Origin of the sequence: Paenibacillus sp. ICGEB2008 (assembly GCF_000307675.1) — a bacterium.
Taxonomy (GTDB): Bacteria; Bacillota; Bacilli; order Paenibacillales; family Paenibacillaceae; genus Paenibacillus; species Paenibacillus polymyxa.
Map to the genome: position 1 here is coordinate 79559 of NZ_AMQU01000016.1, position 14154 is coordinate 93712.

Consider the following 14154-nt stretch of genomic DNA (forward strand, 5'->3'; position numbering starts at 1 on the left):
GCGGAATGAAGATGAAGAATGACCGGGTGCTAAAGTTGCGGCAGGCGCTGGGCGAGCATAACCTGCGGGCTATGCTGATTACTAGCCCTGTCAATCGTCGATATTTGACAGGCTTCACAGGTTCAGCGGGCTATGTGCTGATTACAGAATCCCATAGTTATTTGCTGACTGACTTTCGTTATATGACACAAGCGACCGAACAAGCCCAAGGCTTTACGGTAGTGCAGCACGCTGCGCAGGTCATGGAAACAGTAAAAGAATTGCTGTCTTCCCATCAGATTAGCGAAACAGGCTTTGAGCAGGATGATGTAACTGTTGCGACACATAAAGCTTATAGCGAAGATCTGTCACCTATTAAGCTGGTTCCGGTATCGGGCATTGTGGAAAAGCTGCGGGTGTACAAGGATGCGGAAGAGCTCGAAGTGATGCAACGGGCAGCGGATTTGGCAGATGCTACATTTGCACACATTTTACCTTACATCAAACCAGGAGTCAGCGAGCGTGAGCTGGATCTGGAAATGGAATTCTTCATGCGCAAGCAGGGAGCTACTTCTTCTTCATTTGACACGATTGTGGCATCCGGAGTTCGTTCGGCATTGCCTCATGGAGTAGCCAGTGCAAAGTTAGTACAAGCAGGTGAGCTGATTACGTTTGATTTTGGTGCGTTGCTGGATGGCTACTGCTCCGATTTGACCCGTACAGTGGCTACACAAGGGGATTTGGCGCCTCAGTTGCGCGAGATCTACGATATTGTACTTAAGGCGCAGCTTCACGCACTCGAACATATTAAGCCGGGCATGACAGGCCGTGAAGCGGATGCGCTGACCCGGGATATTATTGCTAGCCATGGGTATGGAGACAATTTCGGACACAGTACAGGTCATGGTCTGGGTCTTGAAGTGCATGAATCTACACGTCTGTCGAAGGCAAGTGATGATATTCTGGAGCCGGGCATGGTTGTAACGGTCGAACCAGGTATCTATGTGCCTGGATTGGGCGGTGTACGGATCGAGGATGATATCGTTATTACAGATAACGGCATCAAAGTATTAACGCATTCGAGCAAAGAATTTACAGTCGTTTAATAACGATAACAGTCCTGTAGGAGGGGTATTTTAGTGATTAACGTTAATGATTTTAAAACAGGTTTGACCGTCGAGGTAGACGGAGATATTTTTACAGTTCTGGATTTTCAACACGTAAAACCAGGTAAAGGCGCAGCATTCGTACGCTCCAAGTTGAAAAACCTGCGTAATGGTAATACGGTTGAACGTACATTCCGTGCGGGTGAAACAATCGGCCGGGCGCAAATCGAAAATCGTGGTGTATCTTATCTGTATGCTAGTGCAGACGATCATACATTCATGGACAACGAAACATATGATCAATTTACATTGTCCAGCGATCAGCTGAAATGGGAGCTTAACTTCCTGAAAGAAAACATGAATGTAAATATCATAAGCTACAACGGAGAAATCCTGGGTATCAACCTGCCTACCAGCGTGGAACTCAAAGTAATTGAAACAGAACCAGGTATTAAAGGGAATACAGCTACAGGTGCAACCAAAAATGCCAAACTGGAAACAGGCTTGAATGTTCAAGTTCCTCTGTTTATTAACCAAGATGACGTATTGTTAATTGATACTCGTGACGGCAAATACATGTCTCGCGCATAGAATTTACATTTTCCGGTATCCTCTGTCCTTATTAAGGGCAGGGGATATTTTTATATGTACGAATATTAAAAAACATTGGCTCCACACAGCACTTTCGTATTATACTGTACTAAAGTTATGCCGCAGGATGTCACGTTCAAATCGTTTGGTGCCATCTCAAGGTTACATACTGTTGAGTCTGAGGGAGTGAATATCGTTGTCTTTGTATGTCATGAAATTCGGAGGCAGTTCCGTCGGTGATACGGAGCGCATGAAACGCGTGGCAAAACGCGTCGTTGAGAAACAGAGTGAAGGGCATCAATGTGTAGTGGTCGTTTCCGCAATGGGAGACACAACAGACGAATTGATTGACCAGGCCAAATTATTAAATGAGCAGTTGCCTGCACGTGAGTTGGATATGTTGATGACGACAGGCGAGCAAATTTCAATCGCATTGTTGTCGATGGCTATTCAGCAGCTGGGTCATGAAGCGGTATCGTTTACGGGATGGCAGGCAGGCTTCCGTACTGAATCTGACTTTGGTCGGGCTCGGATTACGGATATTCAACCTCAGCGTGTGCTGGATGCACTGAGTAGCAACAAGATTGTTGTTGTAGCAGGTTTCCAGGGGATGTCTGCAGATGGAGATATTACGACGCTGGGACGTGGTGGGTCTGATACGACGGCCGTTGCGCTGGCGGCGGCAATTCAAGCGGATGCCTGTGAAATTTACACGGATGTGGACGGCATATATTCAACAGATCCACGGATTGTGAAAGTGGCACGTAAGCTAAAAGAAATTTCTTATGATGAGATGCTGGAATTAGCCAATTTAGGTGCGGCTGTTTTACATCCCCGTGCGGTAGAGTATGCCAAACATAACCGGGTACCGTTGATTGTGCGGTCCAGTTTTAACCATAATGAAGGAACAGTCGTAAAGGAGGATGCAGTAATGGAGCAAGGCGTTGTAGTCAGTGGAATTGCATATGATAAAAATGTAGCAAGAATCAGTATTTTGGGCGTTGCAGATATCCCTGGTGTACTGGCAAAAGTTTTCGGAACACTGGCAGCAGCCAAAATTGATGTAGACATTATTGTACAGAGCGGGGTTGAAGCTGGAAAAGCAGATTTCTCCTTTACGGTAGCTCTAACGGATCGTGAAGCTGCACTTAAGACGCTGGAAGGTATTCGCGGGGAGCTTCCATACCGTGAAGTAACGTCTGAGGAAAATTTGGTGAAGGTCTCCATAGTAGGTGCAGGTATGGTTAGCCACCCGGGTGTTGCAGCACAAATGTTTGCCGTGCTGGCCGAGCAAGGCGTTAGCATTAAAATGGTAAGCACATCCGAAATCAAGGTATCGTGTGTAATTGAAGCTGGAAAGCTTCATGAGGTTATCCAAGCGTTGCATACAGCTTATAATCTGGATACCGAGGAGCAAGCGTTTGTAGGCGGCCCTAAAGACCGTCGTTAATAACATCAATTGATATAGAGAAATGCTATGACGGGGAAAGGTCGATAAATTATACGTTCCCTATTTATAGATTGATAAATCATAGAATACAGCAGTAGGTTAAGAGGTTGTTCCATCAGTGAGAGATAGACTGTGGAACAGCCTCTTTTTGCTGTAAATCTAGCTTTTTTATTTAAGGGTATCCCTTAGCCACCAAGGCATCGAGGGAGTCTTTTTTTTATTATACAAAGCAGGGAAAGGTGCTTGAATGAGCGGGGAAAGGTCCGCTGAGCATGGATAGGAGTGATCAAAGGTTCGACTGGATTTTCAATATATTTTCGGCATAAAAAGCGAGAGTCAGCCATAGACTTGTCTTAAAGAAAAAGGACAACTGTGAGGAGGCGGCACTGGTATGGAATGGCTGGAGTTATTTCCGGAACCGTTGCACGGTATACTCGGAAGGCTTCCAGAAACGGTATTTAAGCAACTGGAAGAAATTCGGGTCCGGGAAGGAAGGCCGCTGGAAGTTAATGCGAATGGTGATCATCATTTTGTAACGACTGCTGGTCGGCTGACTTTGAATCCTGTTGAAGCCTATAAGCCTAACCGCGAGGATGCCCACCGATTGCTGGATTTTATCAGTAATCATTCCCTGTACACCATGGAAGAGGAGCTTCGCAAAGGGTTTATTACCATCCCTGGCGGTCATCGTGTTGGCTTGGCAGGGAGAACTGTGCTTAACCGAGGGCGAGTAGAGCATTTGAGGGATATAAGCAGCTTTAACGTACGAATTGCCCGGGCCATTCCTGGCATAGCTGATCGGATATTGCCTTATGTAGCGGATCGAAAATCCGGAATGATACGGCATACGCTCATCTTGTCACCGCCTCAGCATGGCAAGACGACGTTGCTTAGGGACTTGGCTCGACAACTGAGTTACGGAGGGATGCAAAGCAACGGAGGGCGACGAAATGGACTTAAGGTGGGCATTATAGATGAACGTTCTGAGATCGCCGGTAGCCATAAGGGCATCCCCGGCTTTGATGTCGGACCTCGCACCGATGTATTGGACGGATGTCCGAAAGCGGAGGGTATGATGATGATGATTCGCTCGATGTCACCGGATGTCCTGATTGTGGATGAAATCGGGCGGCCAGAAGATGCGGAAGCGGTACGTGAAGCGCTTCATGCAGGCATCGCAGTCATTGCTTCCGCACATGGTCGTGATGTGGCTGAAATGGCGAGCCGATCTGCCTTTGCCGGATTAGCTACAGGACAGGAGCTGTTCCAGCTCTATGTCATGCTGGAGCGGACGAGCCGGGGCGTCTCTTTTCGGCTGGCAGATGCCAAGCAGCGCAGGCTGACACTGCCTGGAGAAGGCAGAACGGGGGCATCTCCTATGCTTAAGCTGCTGGGAGCTGTCTTGGTTATACTAGCCACCACACTGGCAGGCTGGCAGCGGGCAAGACAATTTGCCATGAGGCCGCGGCAAATCAGAGAGTTAATTCTCGCACTGCAAAGACTGACCACCGAGGTTTCTTACGGGGTGTCTCCGTTACCAGATGCTTTCGCCAAGACTGGAGAGCCCTTGCGAGAGCCGCTGCGCTCTCTGTTTCAGCAAGCCTCACGCTGGATGCACCCCTCTTTTGGCCTGACCGCCAGAGAAAGCTTGCATAAAGCGATTGAAGTCTCGTGGAGCCGTTCCTCTATGAAGCAGGCCGAGAAGGAAGCGATGCGTCAGCTTGCTTACAGCCTTGGAACCAGCGACCGTGAAGACCAGATCAAGCACATTGCGCTGACCATCCAGCAGTTATCCCATGAAGAAGCGCAGGCGCAGGCAGATCAGGTGAGATACGAGCGTATGAGCAGAAGCCTGGGACTGCTGATCGGAGCATTGATCGTCATTTTGATCTATTAGCGGGGTGCTCGAATGAATTTAGAAGTGAACGCAATTTTCCAGATTGCCGGAATTGGCATTATTATCGCTATGATTCATACCGTACTAAAGCAAATGGGCAAGGAAGACATGGCCCACTGGGTGACGGTCATCGGTTTCGTTGTCGTGCTGTTCATGGTGGTGCGAATGTTGGATAACCTTCTGCAAGAGATCAAATCTATTTTTCTTTTTCAGTAGGTGAACACATGGAAATCATTCAAGTGGTGGGCTTCGCCCTCGTTGCCACAGTCCTCATCTTAGTTATCAAGGAACAGAAGCCGATGTTTGCCTTTTTGATTGCAACAGCTGCGGGAATCGTCATTTTTTTGCTGCTGATTGGCAAGATCGGATCTGTGGTTGCCGTGCTGGAGCGACTGGCCAGGTCCTCAGGTATGGACATGATTTATTTTAAAACCGTATTAAAAATAATCGGTATCGCTTATATTGCCGAATTCGGAGCACAGATCGTACGGGATGCGGGGCAAGACGGTATAGCTTCCAAAATAGAGCTTACTGGAAAGGTACTCATCATGGTACTCGCAATCCCGATTATCAGCATTATTATTGATACCATTCTGAAGCTGATGCCCGCCTGAGGGGGTGATGCCATGAAAAGGCTGGGGGGCATGCCGAATCTCAAAGTTATTGTGATTTTGCTGCTATGTCTCTGGTGCGCCTCGGCTGCGGTCCTCTTCGCAGATACACCTACAAACGAATGGATCAGACAACAGGCGGAGCAAATGCCCAAAGATGATGTTGAACATTATTGGGACGGACTCATGAAGCAATACGGCGGATTTTTCCCTGACCAGAAAACGCCTTCTTTCATGGACATGCTGCTTCCGGGTGGTGAAGGATTCAGCATAAAAGGTGTGTTGATGGCCATAGCTGATTTTTTCATCCATGAAATCCGGGTGAATGCCAAGCTGCTCGTCACCATCGTCATGCTCAGCATTATGAGTATGGTGCTGGAAACGCTGCAAAGCGCTTTTGAAAGCAAGCAGGTCAGCAAAGTTGCCTACGCTATCGTGTACATGGTCATTATCATTTTGGCGATTAATAGCTTTAGTGTAGCGATTGGTTATGCCAAAGAAGCAATTGACAGCATGATTCATTTCATGATGGCGATGTTGCCCTTGCTGTTTACCATGTTGGCCTCGATGGGTAACGTTGTCACCGTTTCGGTGACCCACCCGCTGATTGTATTTATGATCAACACGGTCGGAACAGTTATTCATACGCTTGTTTTCCCGCTGCTGTTCTTCTCGGCTGTGCTGTACTTGGTCAACTCGCTCACGGGCAAATACAAGCTGACCCAGTTAGCTGATCTACTGCGGAACGCGGGTGTTGCCGTGCTGGGAGTGCTTCTGACTATTTTTCTAGGAGTCATTTCGGTACAGGGATTAACCTCTTCGGTTACTGACGGATTAACAATCCGTACAGCTAAATATATTACAGGTAGCTTTGTTCCGGTGGTAGGCAAGGCGCTGGCAGATGCGACGGATACGGTCATTTCGGCATCACTGCTCGTTAAAAATGCCATCGGCCTTGTGGGAGTCATCATTATTTTGTTCCTGTGTGCTTTTCCTGCTCTCAAAATTCTGACACTAGCCCTCATTTATAAAGTGACCGCAGCAATCATGCAGCCTTTGGGAGATACGCCTATTGTGGAATGTTTGGATGCCATCGGCAAGAGTATGATTTATGTTTTTGCGGCGCTGGCGGCAGTGGGATTAATGTCCTTCCTTGCGATTACCGTCATGCTCGCAGCAGGCAACATGACAGTCATGATGAGGTGAATACATGCACATAATCCAACGAGAGGGAGGCGAGTGACGTGAACTGGCTGGGAGGCTGGCTCAAGGAACTAGTGCTAATCGTGCTGCTGGCTTCTTTTGTCGATATGATCTTACCGAGCCGATCTATGGAAAGGTATGTCAAACTCGTACTCAGCCTGCTTGTTTTGCTGACATTGCTGTCTCCGATTGTGCGCTTGCTGAGCAGTAGTCCCTCAGAGGTTCTGGGGCGAGCATTGGATCTGCAACGCCAGGCAGAGACAGGTAATAGGGAACCGACATTGGAAGAGATCTTAGCCAAAGGCAAACAGCTAAAGCAACAGCAGGAACAAAGCTCCATGCAATGGGCAGGCAAAGAGGTAGCTAAGGAAATGAAAGGGCAATTGGAGCAGTACACTGGGTTAGCAATTCAGTCGGTCCAGGTGACCCTTGCGCAGATTCAGCAGAAAGAGTCGGGGCTAGAGGCAGGAACGGGTGTTCAGTCAGTAGTGGTCAAATTGGCGGAGCAGAAGGCAAAAAAAGAAAAAAACACAAAGGTCCCGCCGGGTACAGATATCAAGCCGGTTGTGGTGGAGCCTGTAGCTGAAAAGACAGTGAATATTCGTGTGGAGCCGACACAGTCAAAACCCTCTAATCATAATGAAGGAACGCGAGAAGATGATCGTAGTCCTGACGAAACCACAGAGAATGGCAAATCTGCGGATCAGAAAGCTTTTGGTTTAATCACAGGAATTCTACGTGAAAAATGGGGGATCGACAGCACACATGTTCAGGTGATTAATTCGCAGGATGGAACACATGAATGGTAACAGGAGGTGAACCGAAATGGGCAAATGGAGGGAAAAGCTGGAGCAATGGATGGGTGGAGGGGGGGACGGAGCGAAAAGGTTCAATTCATTTCGTTGGCTACTTATTCTTGGCCTTATCGGTGTAGCGATTATGCTCTTTAATTCATTCGTTAATGTGAAAAAAGTCGACCCGGAAAACGTAGGGAGAGAACCGCCTGGCGTAATGAAAAATGAGCCTGCGTTAGAAACAACGGTAGGTGAGGACAGTTCCTTTGCCGGAATCGAGAAGGCTTTTGAGGATAATATGAAACAGATGCTGGAGCAGATTGTTGGCGTAGGAACCGTCGATGTCATGGTTACGGTAGATTCTACCGAAGAAGTGATCGTTCAACGGAATGTGAAGGACATGCAGGAAGAAAATAACGAGTCGGACGCCAATGGTGGACAAAGGCACACTACTCAATATACACGCGATGGTGAGATTGTCACCTATGAATCATCGGGCGGTCAGCACACCCCGATTGTTACCAAAAAAGTAAAACCACAGGTAAGGGGAGTGCTTGTTGTGGCTATGGGGGCAGAAAACCCTACGGTGAAGCAGCTCATTGTGGATGCTGTGCAGAAGGGACTAAACGTACCTTCATACAAAATATCAGTCGTTCCGCGTAAGCAGGGATAATATGGAATTGGGGAACAAAGAAGTTAATATTGCAAACCACTTATGAATATGGAGGACAGAACATGAATAATAAAAGACAAACCGTTTGGCTGGTGTCCATGCTGAGTTTAATGGTGGTACTGTCTGCATATTATTTGTTTACGGAGGACTCAAGTCCGGCGAATCCGCCAGTAGCGGACAGCGAGCAGGTGAGCAAGGTTAAACAGGATGCTGCACAGGAAGCAACGACAAAGGCAGAAGAACAAATGAACGAACTGAAAGTAAATGAAGTAGTAACCAATGGAGAAGTAACTGACGGAACGGCAGAGACTTCCACAAAGGACACAGCTTCTACAACTGATCCAGCAACAGAACCATCCAAAGGTGATAAAGACACAGCCGCCGCTCCTGCTACTGAATCGACTGCATCCGATCAAAACACAACTACAGCTAAGACAGACACGACAGCTAAAAGTGATGACAAAGCAGCTTCTAGCGCCAAAACCGACAAGCAGGTACTTGATCAAGTAGCAAACGAACAAGCAGCCCAACCAACAGCGGCAGCTGTGATTGACAACTATTTACTGGAGCGGGATGTGGAAAATCAAAAGAAAAATGACGAGCTGACTACGGCAATGAATGATAGTACACCGCAGAAAGCCGCAGAGGCACAAAAGGAATTGCATGTACTTGAAGATAAACAGGCCAAAATTACCGGCATCGAAGAAGAACTGCAGCAGCAATTCGCCAATGCAGTCGTTCGCGAGGAAGATGCTGATAAATACAAAGTAGTGGTTCTGAGTGAAAAATTGGATGCTAAGCAAGCGGTAACGATTGTCGATAAAGTCATGAAGGAATTAAACGTAACGCAGGACAAGATCAGTGTCCAGTATGTTACACAATAAGACAAAAAACGCGAAAAAGCCCGGATTTCTGCACAATCCCGGGCTCTTTCTATTTTTAATGATTGTGATATAATACATAAAGCTGTTTCAAAAATGTTATCAGCAACCGGCAAAATGCTGAAGGAGTGATTAATAGAGATGTTTAAATTAAGCGAGATTAAGGAATTGATCAAGCTGGTGGATGAAACGTCTGTGCATGAGCTTGAAATTGAAAATGAAGGAACTCGCCTCATGATCCGTAAACCGGGTAAAAGCGAGATCGTTACGGTACAGGCTCCTGTAACAGCACCTGCTTATACAGTGGCGCCACAAGCTGCAATTCCGAATCCACAAGTACAGTCCGATGTTGGACATGCAACTGCTGGGGAACCAAAGGAATATGCAAGCAATCTACATAAAATCGTATCTCCGATGGTAGGCACTTTCTATAGTTCTTCATCCCCGGATACGGCTCCGTATGTGAGTATCGGCAGTAAAGTAGGCGATAAAACAACGGTATGTATCATTGAAGCGATGAAGTTGATGAACGAGTTGGAAGCTGAAGTGAAGGGCGAAATTGTGGAAATTTTGGCCGAAAACGGACAGTTGGTTGAGTATGGCCAGCCATTGTTCCTTGTGAAACCGGAGTGAAAAGCTTGTTTGACCCCTTTTTGAGGGTTCGGCAAGACTGCTCCCAGGGAGGATAAAGTCATGACATTTCAAAAAGTATTAATCGCGAACCGTGGAGAAATTGCAGTTCGTATCATTCGCGCTTGCCGCGAAATGAATATTTCGACAGTTGCCGTCTATTCGGAAGCTGACAAGGATTCGTTACATGTGCGTCTCGCAGATGAGGCTTACTGTATCGGACCGACGTTGTCTAAGGACAGCTATCTTAATTTTACGAACCTGATGAGTGTTGCTACATTGACTGAATGTGATGCCATTCATCCAGGTTACGGATTTTTGGCGGAAAATGCAGACTTCGCTGAAATTTGCGAATCATGCAATATTACGTTTATTGGACCTTCTCCTGAAGCAATTAACAAAATGGGAGATAAGGCTGTAGCCAAGCAGACCATGAAGGATGCCGGGGTTCCGGTTATTCCAGGTTCAGACGGACTGGTTGAGGATGTACAGGATGCAATCAGTATCGCACGTGATATCGGATATCCGGTCATTATCAAGGCCACAGCAGGTGGTGGTGGTAAAGGTATTCGTATCGCTGAAGATGAGGATAATCTTATCCAGCAAATCACGACTGCTCAGCAGGAAGCGCAGAAGGCCTTTGGCAATGCGGGCGTGTATCTGGAAAAATATCTGACAGGTATGAAACACGTGGAAATACAGATCATAGCGGACAAGCATGGTAATGTTGCCTACTTGGGTGAACGGGACTGCTCTGTTCAGCGTCGTCGTCAGAAGTTGTTGGAGGAAGCACCATGTCCAGTACTTTCGCAGGATGTTCGTGAAGAAATGGGACAGGCAGCTGTTCGTGCAGCTTTGGCCGTTCAATACTCTGGCGCAGGTACGCTTGAATTTTTGCTTGGTCCGGACAATAAATTCTATTTCATGGAAATGAACACACGTATTCAGGTAGAACATCCAGTAACAGAAATGATTACCGGTGTAGACCTGATTAAAGAAATGATTTCGGTTGCTGAAGGGCATCCGCTTTCCTTTACGCAGGAAGAAGTCACGATTAATGGGTGGGCAATCGAATGCCGTATTAACGCTGAGGACCCGGATCGTAATTTTATGCCTGCACCGGGTAAAATCGGATTTTATCTGCCTCCGGGCGGTCCTGGAGTGCGGGTAGACAGCGCTGCTTATCCAGGTTATAGCATTCCTCCTTATTATGACTCTATGATTGCCAAGCTGATTGTATGGGCGCCTACACGGCAGGAGGCGATTGCCAAAATGAAGCGGGCTTTAGCTGAGTTTGCTATTGAGGGCATACCCACAACGATTTCTTTTCACCAGCGCTTACTAGAGCATCCGACCTTTATTGAAGGCGATTTTGATATTAAATTTTTGGAGGAAAACGAAGTTTAATCGGTATATTTCCTCAGTTTGTCATAATGAACGCCAAATGATATAGTATGGATAATAAGTGAGCATGTCTGCTTTGATATCCAAAGCTGGAATGAAACTTATTTTGACCGAAAGGTGTTGAAGGTATGAGCACAGTGCCAACCGAATTCGAACGTACAGAAATTGGGGAGATTCAAATTGCCCCGGAAGTTATTGAAGTCATTGCCGGACTGGCTACCGTTGAGGTGCCGGGCGTTGCGGGAATGAGTGGCGGATTTGCTGGCGGATTTGCCGAACTGCTAGGCCGCAAAAATTTATCTAAAGGTGTAAAAGTGGAAGTCGGACAGCGTGAAGCTGCTGTAGACGTCTCCGTCATTATTGAGTATGGTAACCGTCTGCCTGAGGTGGCTGCTGCTATTCAGCATAATGTTAAGCGTTCCATTGAAAACATGACAGGTCTTAACGTGGTAGAAGTGAACGTGCAAATTCACGATGTTCAATTCAAAAATGCTGAAAAAGTAGAAGAGCCGGAAGTGCTGGGCGCCGGACGGGTTAAATAGAGCGATACTTTGTACAAACCCCCGACCCTTATGGGTCGAGGGTTTACTCTAATTTAAGGAGGCTGTGCGTTTCGTGGCTAAAGTTATGGACAGACTTCTGCTGTTTTTGTACAGCTTAAGTATCGGAATTATCTCCATTCTCGCCATCCTCCTCCTGAGCGGGGCCATTCCGTATGTTTTAAGTATTGAGGATGAGCGAGTGGTGTGGTTTACCAGCTTGATTATTGCAGGAGTTCTGTTGTTATTGAGTCTTCGGGTTTTTTATATCTCTATTCGACGGAACCAAACCGTACAGCATTCTATTGATCAGCGAACCGAATACGGTGATATTCAGATTTCGGTGGATACCATCGAAAACCTGTGCCTCAAAGCGGCTTCCCGATTTCGCGGGATGCAGGATCTGAAAGCACGCGTTCGTGTGTTGGAATCGGGACTTGATATTACGATTCGGGCGATTGTTGACGGGGAAAGCTCCATTCCGGTGTTAACCTCCGAGGTACAAAAGGGGGTACACGACCATGTGGAAGAGATTACAGGAATTCCAGTATCCAATGTGTCGGTGTACATCGCTAATGTTTCTCAGTCACCAAGCTTTAAGAGTCGTGTGGAATAGAGGTGATTTTCCCTGATGCCCTGGAAAGAAATATGGGGAAGTTACAAGGGCCGGATCATGGGGATCACGGCCGGTATTTTTTTCGGTTTTATTTACTTGTGGGCAGGCTTTTGGAATATGTTGTTCTTTGCATTGATGGTGTTCATCGGATATACGCTAGGAAGACGTAGCGATTCAGCGCTTGGTCCATTCTTCCCTTGGAAAGAATGGAGCGAATGGTTGTCGCAGCGTTGGCGTCCTTTTAAATGAACCCTGTGATACGTGTTCTCCAAAATACAGCTGTAGCTTATTTGCGCCCAACGGTTTTGGAGGATGCGTTCACAGGTTTTTTTGTGGAAATTGGTTAGAATGAAAAATAGATATAGGTAAGCGTAGGAGGCAGGGCATGAAAAGACGTCTGGCGAGGGAATTAGCGGTACAGAGTATGTACCATATGGAAATGAATGAAGTGGAAGCGGCGGCAGCTGTGGACATGCTGCTTCAGGAAGCGGCTGAGGAAAACGAAGCCGAAGTCGTAATTAAAAACTCGGCAGTGTTAAGAGCGTATGTTTTGGAGCATGTGCGTGGCACATGGGAGCACAAGGAAGCGATTGACGGGCTGTTGGCGGATTACCTGAAAGGCTGGCAGATCAGCCGACTTTCACGTGTAGATCGTCAAATTTTGAGGCTTGCGGTATATGAAATGATTTTCCGCGAGGATGTTCCAGCCAAGGTAGCAGTCAATGAAGCAATTGAGTTGTCGAAGCACTTTGGTACCGAGGAATCGGGTAAATTTGTTAATGGTGTGCTGGGACGAGTGATACAAGAGCTGGAGCAATTGAAAGCACGTTTTTAATTAGAGACTACTGAATCAGGTTGGGGAGTGGTTAAACATGTCAGCACCGATCATTGATGGTAAACAAATCTCTCAGGATATTCGGGCAAGCATTCAGCAAGAGGTCATTCGTTTGAAAGAACACAGCTTTCAACCCGGACTGGCTGTTGTACTGGTAGGCGAAGATCCTGCTTCTCAGGTGTATGTTAAAAATAAGGAAAAGGCGTGTCATGATCTCGGCTATTACTCTGAGGTTCATCGATTGGCGGCAGATACTTCGCAAGAAGCATTACTGAAACTGGTGGATAAGCTGAATCATCAAAGTAATATCCATGGGATTTTGGTGCAACTGCCATTGCCAAAGCATATTCAGGAAAAAGCTGTCATTGACGCGATTGCAGTGGAGAAAGATGTTGACGGATTTCATCCGGTAAACGTAGGGAATCTGGTCATCGGCGATGATAGCCTATTGCCTTGCACTCCCGCTGGAGTCATTGAGTTAATCAAACGCGCTGGAGTAGAAATAGCTGGTAAACATGCAGTTGTTATTGGTCGCAGTAATATCGTGGGCAAGCCTGTATCATTATTGCTGCAGCGTGAAAATGCTACGGTTACGATGTGTCACTCTCGTACAGCGAATATTGCCGAGCTCAGTAAACAAGCGGATATTTTGGTCGTTGCCATCGGCAAAGCCAATTTCATCGATGCTTCGTATGTAAAGCCGGGTGCAGTAGTTATCGATGTGGGAATGAATCGTCTGGAGAACGGAAAGCTGGCGGGTGACGTTGATTTTGAGAGCGTAAAGCAAGTGTCCGGTCCGATTACGCCTGTTCCCGGCGGAGTAGGCCCAATGACGATTACAATGCTGATGCAAAATACGCTCGTAGCGGCCAAGCGGTCGCACGGTTTGGCATAAAGGCAGCTGCCTGTGGCTGAACAACAACGTATTTATTCTATACAGGACCT

At 47.0% G+C, this 14154-nt stretch carries 17 protein-coding genes and 1 pseudogene; all 18 read left to right on the forward strand.

Annotated elements, in window-relative coordinates:
- The first annotated feature begins 11 nt into the window (after positions 1 to 11).
- The 18 genes and pseudogenes from C400_RS0115185 to folD all read left to right on the forward strand — a co-directional run bounded on the left by C400_RS0115185 (position 12) and on the right by folD (position 14104).
- Positions 12 to 1085: a M24 family metallopeptidase gene (locus C400_RS0115185; protein ID WP_017427496.1), complete on the forward strand. Its 1074-nt coding sequence runs from the start codon at positions 12 to 14 to the stop codon at positions 1083 to 1085.
- 33 nt (positions 1086 to 1118) lie between these two features.
- On the forward strand, positions 1119 to 1676 hold the full coding sequence (gene efp / locus C400_RS0115190) for an elongation factor P (protein WP_013371789.1): 558 nt from the start codon (positions 1119 to 1121) through the stop codon (positions 1674 to 1676).
- 196 nt (positions 1677 to 1872) lie between these two features.
- Positions 1873 to 3126, forward strand: coding sequence for an aspartate kinase (locus tag C400_RS0115195; RefSeq protein ID WP_013371788.1), 1254 nt, complete (start codon positions 1873 to 1875; stop codon positions 3124 to 3126).
- 391 nt (positions 3127 to 3517) lie between these two features.
- Positions 3518 to 4512, forward strand: a pseudogene (gene spoIIIAA / locus C400_RS27915) (stage III sporulation protein AA).
- Positions 4505 to 5023: a stage III sporulation protein SpoIIIAB gene (spoIIIAB, locus tag C400_RS27920; RefSeq protein WP_013371786.1), complete on the forward strand. Its 519-nt coding sequence runs from the start codon at positions 4505 to 4507 to the stop codon at positions 5021 to 5023. The pseudogene spoIIIAA and the gene spoIIIAB overlap by 8 nt, the downstream one beginning before the upstream one ends.
- Before the next feature lie 12 nt (positions 5024 to 5035).
- Positions 5036 to 5239: a stage III sporulation protein AC gene (gene spoIIIAC / locus C400_RS0115210; protein ID WP_010345636.1), complete on the forward strand. Its 204-nt coding sequence runs from the start codon at positions 5036 to 5038 to the stop codon at positions 5237 to 5239.
- An 8-nt stretch (positions 5240 to 5247) separates the two neighbouring features.
- Positions 5248 to 5637, forward strand: coding sequence for a stage III sporulation protein AD (spoIIIAD, locus tag C400_RS0115215; protein ID WP_013371785.1), 390 nt, complete (start codon positions 5248 to 5250; stop codon positions 5635 to 5637).
- 12 nt (positions 5638 to 5649) lie between these two features.
- On the forward strand, positions 5650 to 6840 hold the full coding sequence (gene spoIIIAE / locus C400_RS0115220; protein WP_017427498.1) for a stage III sporulation protein AE: 1191 nt from the start codon (positions 5650 to 5652) through the stop codon (positions 6838 to 6840).
- A gap of 38 nt (positions 6841 to 6878) precedes the next feature.
- Entirely contained in the window at positions 6879 to 7646 is a 768-nt protein-coding gene (spoIIIAF, locus tag C400_RS0115225; protein WP_017427499.1) for a stage III sporulation protein AF, read from the forward strand.
- 16 nt (positions 7647 to 7662) lie between these two features.
- Entirely contained in the window at positions 7663 to 8304 is a 642-nt protein-coding gene (gene spoIIIAG / locus C400_RS0115230) for a stage III sporulation protein AG (protein ID WP_017427500.1), read from the forward strand.
- 62 nt (positions 8305 to 8366) lie between these two features.
- The gene (locus C400_RS0115235) at positions 8367 to 9188 is read left to right on the forward strand and encodes a SpoIIIAH-like family protein (RefSeq protein WP_017427501.1); all 822 of its coding nucleotides are present in this window, start codon (positions 8367 to 8369) and stop codon (positions 9186 to 9188) included.
- Between the two features lie 138 nt (positions 9189 to 9326).
- On the forward strand, positions 9327 to 9818 hold the full coding sequence (gene accB, locus C400_RS0115240) for an acetyl-CoA carboxylase biotin carboxyl carrier protein (RefSeq protein WP_016822291.1): 492 nt from the start codon (positions 9327 to 9329) through the stop codon (positions 9816 to 9818).
- 60 nt (positions 9819 to 9878) lie between these two features.
- A complete protein-coding gene (accC, locus tag C400_RS0115245) occupies positions 9879 to 11222 on the forward strand; it encodes an acetyl-CoA carboxylase biotin carboxylase subunit (RefSeq protein ID WP_013371779.1) in 1344 nt (447 codons plus the stop codon).
- Positions 11223 to 11347: 125 nt separating this feature from the next.
- Positions 11348 to 11761 (forward strand): Asp23/Gls24 family envelope stress response protein, encoded by a 414-nt coding sequence (locus tag C400_RS0115250; protein WP_013310820.1) that lies wholly within the window; start codon positions 11348 to 11350, stop codon positions 11759 to 11761.
- 73 nt (positions 11762 to 11834) lie between these two features.
- Positions 11835 to 12374: an alkaline shock response membrane anchor protein AmaP gene (amaP, locus tag C400_RS0115255; RefSeq protein WP_013371778.1), complete on the forward strand. Its 540-nt coding sequence runs from the start codon at positions 11835 to 11837 to the stop codon at positions 12372 to 12374.
- A gap of 15 nt (positions 12375 to 12389) precedes the next feature.
- Positions 12390 to 12623 (forward strand): DUF2273 domain-containing protein, encoded by a 234-nt coding sequence (locus C400_RS0115260; protein WP_016822290.1) that lies wholly within the window; start codon positions 12390 to 12392, stop codon positions 12621 to 12623.
- Positions 12624 to 12759: 136 nt separating this feature from the next.
- Positions 12760 to 13209 carry a transcription antitermination factor NusB gene (gene nusB, locus C400_RS0115270; RefSeq protein ID WP_016822288.1) on the forward strand — a complete coding sequence of 150 codons (450 nt, stop codon included), beginning with the start codon at positions 12760 to 12762 and terminating at the stop codon, positions 13207 to 13209.
- Positions 13210 to 13246: 37 nt separating this feature from the next.
- A complete protein-coding gene (folD, locus tag C400_RS0115275; protein ID WP_016822287.1) occupies positions 13247 to 14104 on the forward strand; it encodes a bifunctional methylenetetrahydrofolate dehydrogenase/methenyltetrahydrofolate cyclohydrolase FolD in 858 nt (285 codons plus the stop codon).
- Positions 14105 to 14154: the final 50 nt, after the last annotated feature.

Bases quoted from the DNA above. Each gene is read 5' to 3' on its own strand.
- nusB (WP_016822288.1), top strand. From the start codon at position 12,760: ATGAAAAGACGTCTGGCGAGGGAATTAGCGGTACAGAGTATGTACCAT.
- spoIIIAD (WP_013371785.1), top strand. From the start codon at position 5,248: ATGGAAATCATTCAAGTGGTGGGCTTCGCCCTCGTTGCCACAGTCCTC.
- accB (WP_016822291.1), top strand. From the start codon at position 9,327: ATGTTTAAATTAAGCGAGATTAAGGAATTGATCAAGCTGGTGGATGAA.
- folD (WP_016822287.1), top strand. From the start codon at position 13,247: ATGTCAGCACCGATCATTGATGGTAAACAAATCTCTCAGGATATTCGG.
- spoIIIAG (WP_017427500.1), top strand. From the start codon at position 7,663: ATGGGCAAATGGAGGGAAAAGCTGGAGCAATGGATGGGTGGAGGGGGG.
- C400_RS0115250 (WP_013310820.1), top strand. From the start codon at position 11,348: ATGAGCACAGTGCCAACCGAATTCGAACGTACAGAAATTGGGGAGATT.
- spoIIIAB (WP_013371786.1), top strand. From the start codon at position 4,505: ATGCTTAAGCTGCTGGGAGCTGTCTTGGTTATACTAGCCACCACACTG.
- C400_RS0115235 (WP_017427501.1), top strand. From the start codon at position 8,367: ATGAATAATAAAAGACAAACCGTTTGGCTGGTGTCCATGCTGAGTTTA.
- C400_RS0115185 (WP_017427496.1), top strand. From the start codon at position 12: ATGAAGAATGACCGGGTGCTAAAGTTGCGGCAGGCGCTGGGCGAGCAT.
- C400_RS0115260 (WP_016822290.1), top strand. From the start codon at position 12,390: ATGCCCTGGAAAGAAATATGGGGAAGTTACAAGGGCCGGATCATGGGG.
- spoIIIAE (WP_017427498.1), top strand. From the start codon at position 5,650: ATGAAAAGGCTGGGGGGCATGCCGAATCTCAAAGTTATTGTGATTTTG.
- accC (WP_013371779.1), top strand. From the start codon at position 9,879: ATGACATTTCAAAAAGTATTAATCGCGAACCGTGGAGAAATTGCAGTT.
- spoIIIAC (WP_010345636.1), top strand. From the start codon at position 5,036: ATGAATTTAGAAGTGAACGCAATTTTCCAGATTGCCGGAATTGGCATT.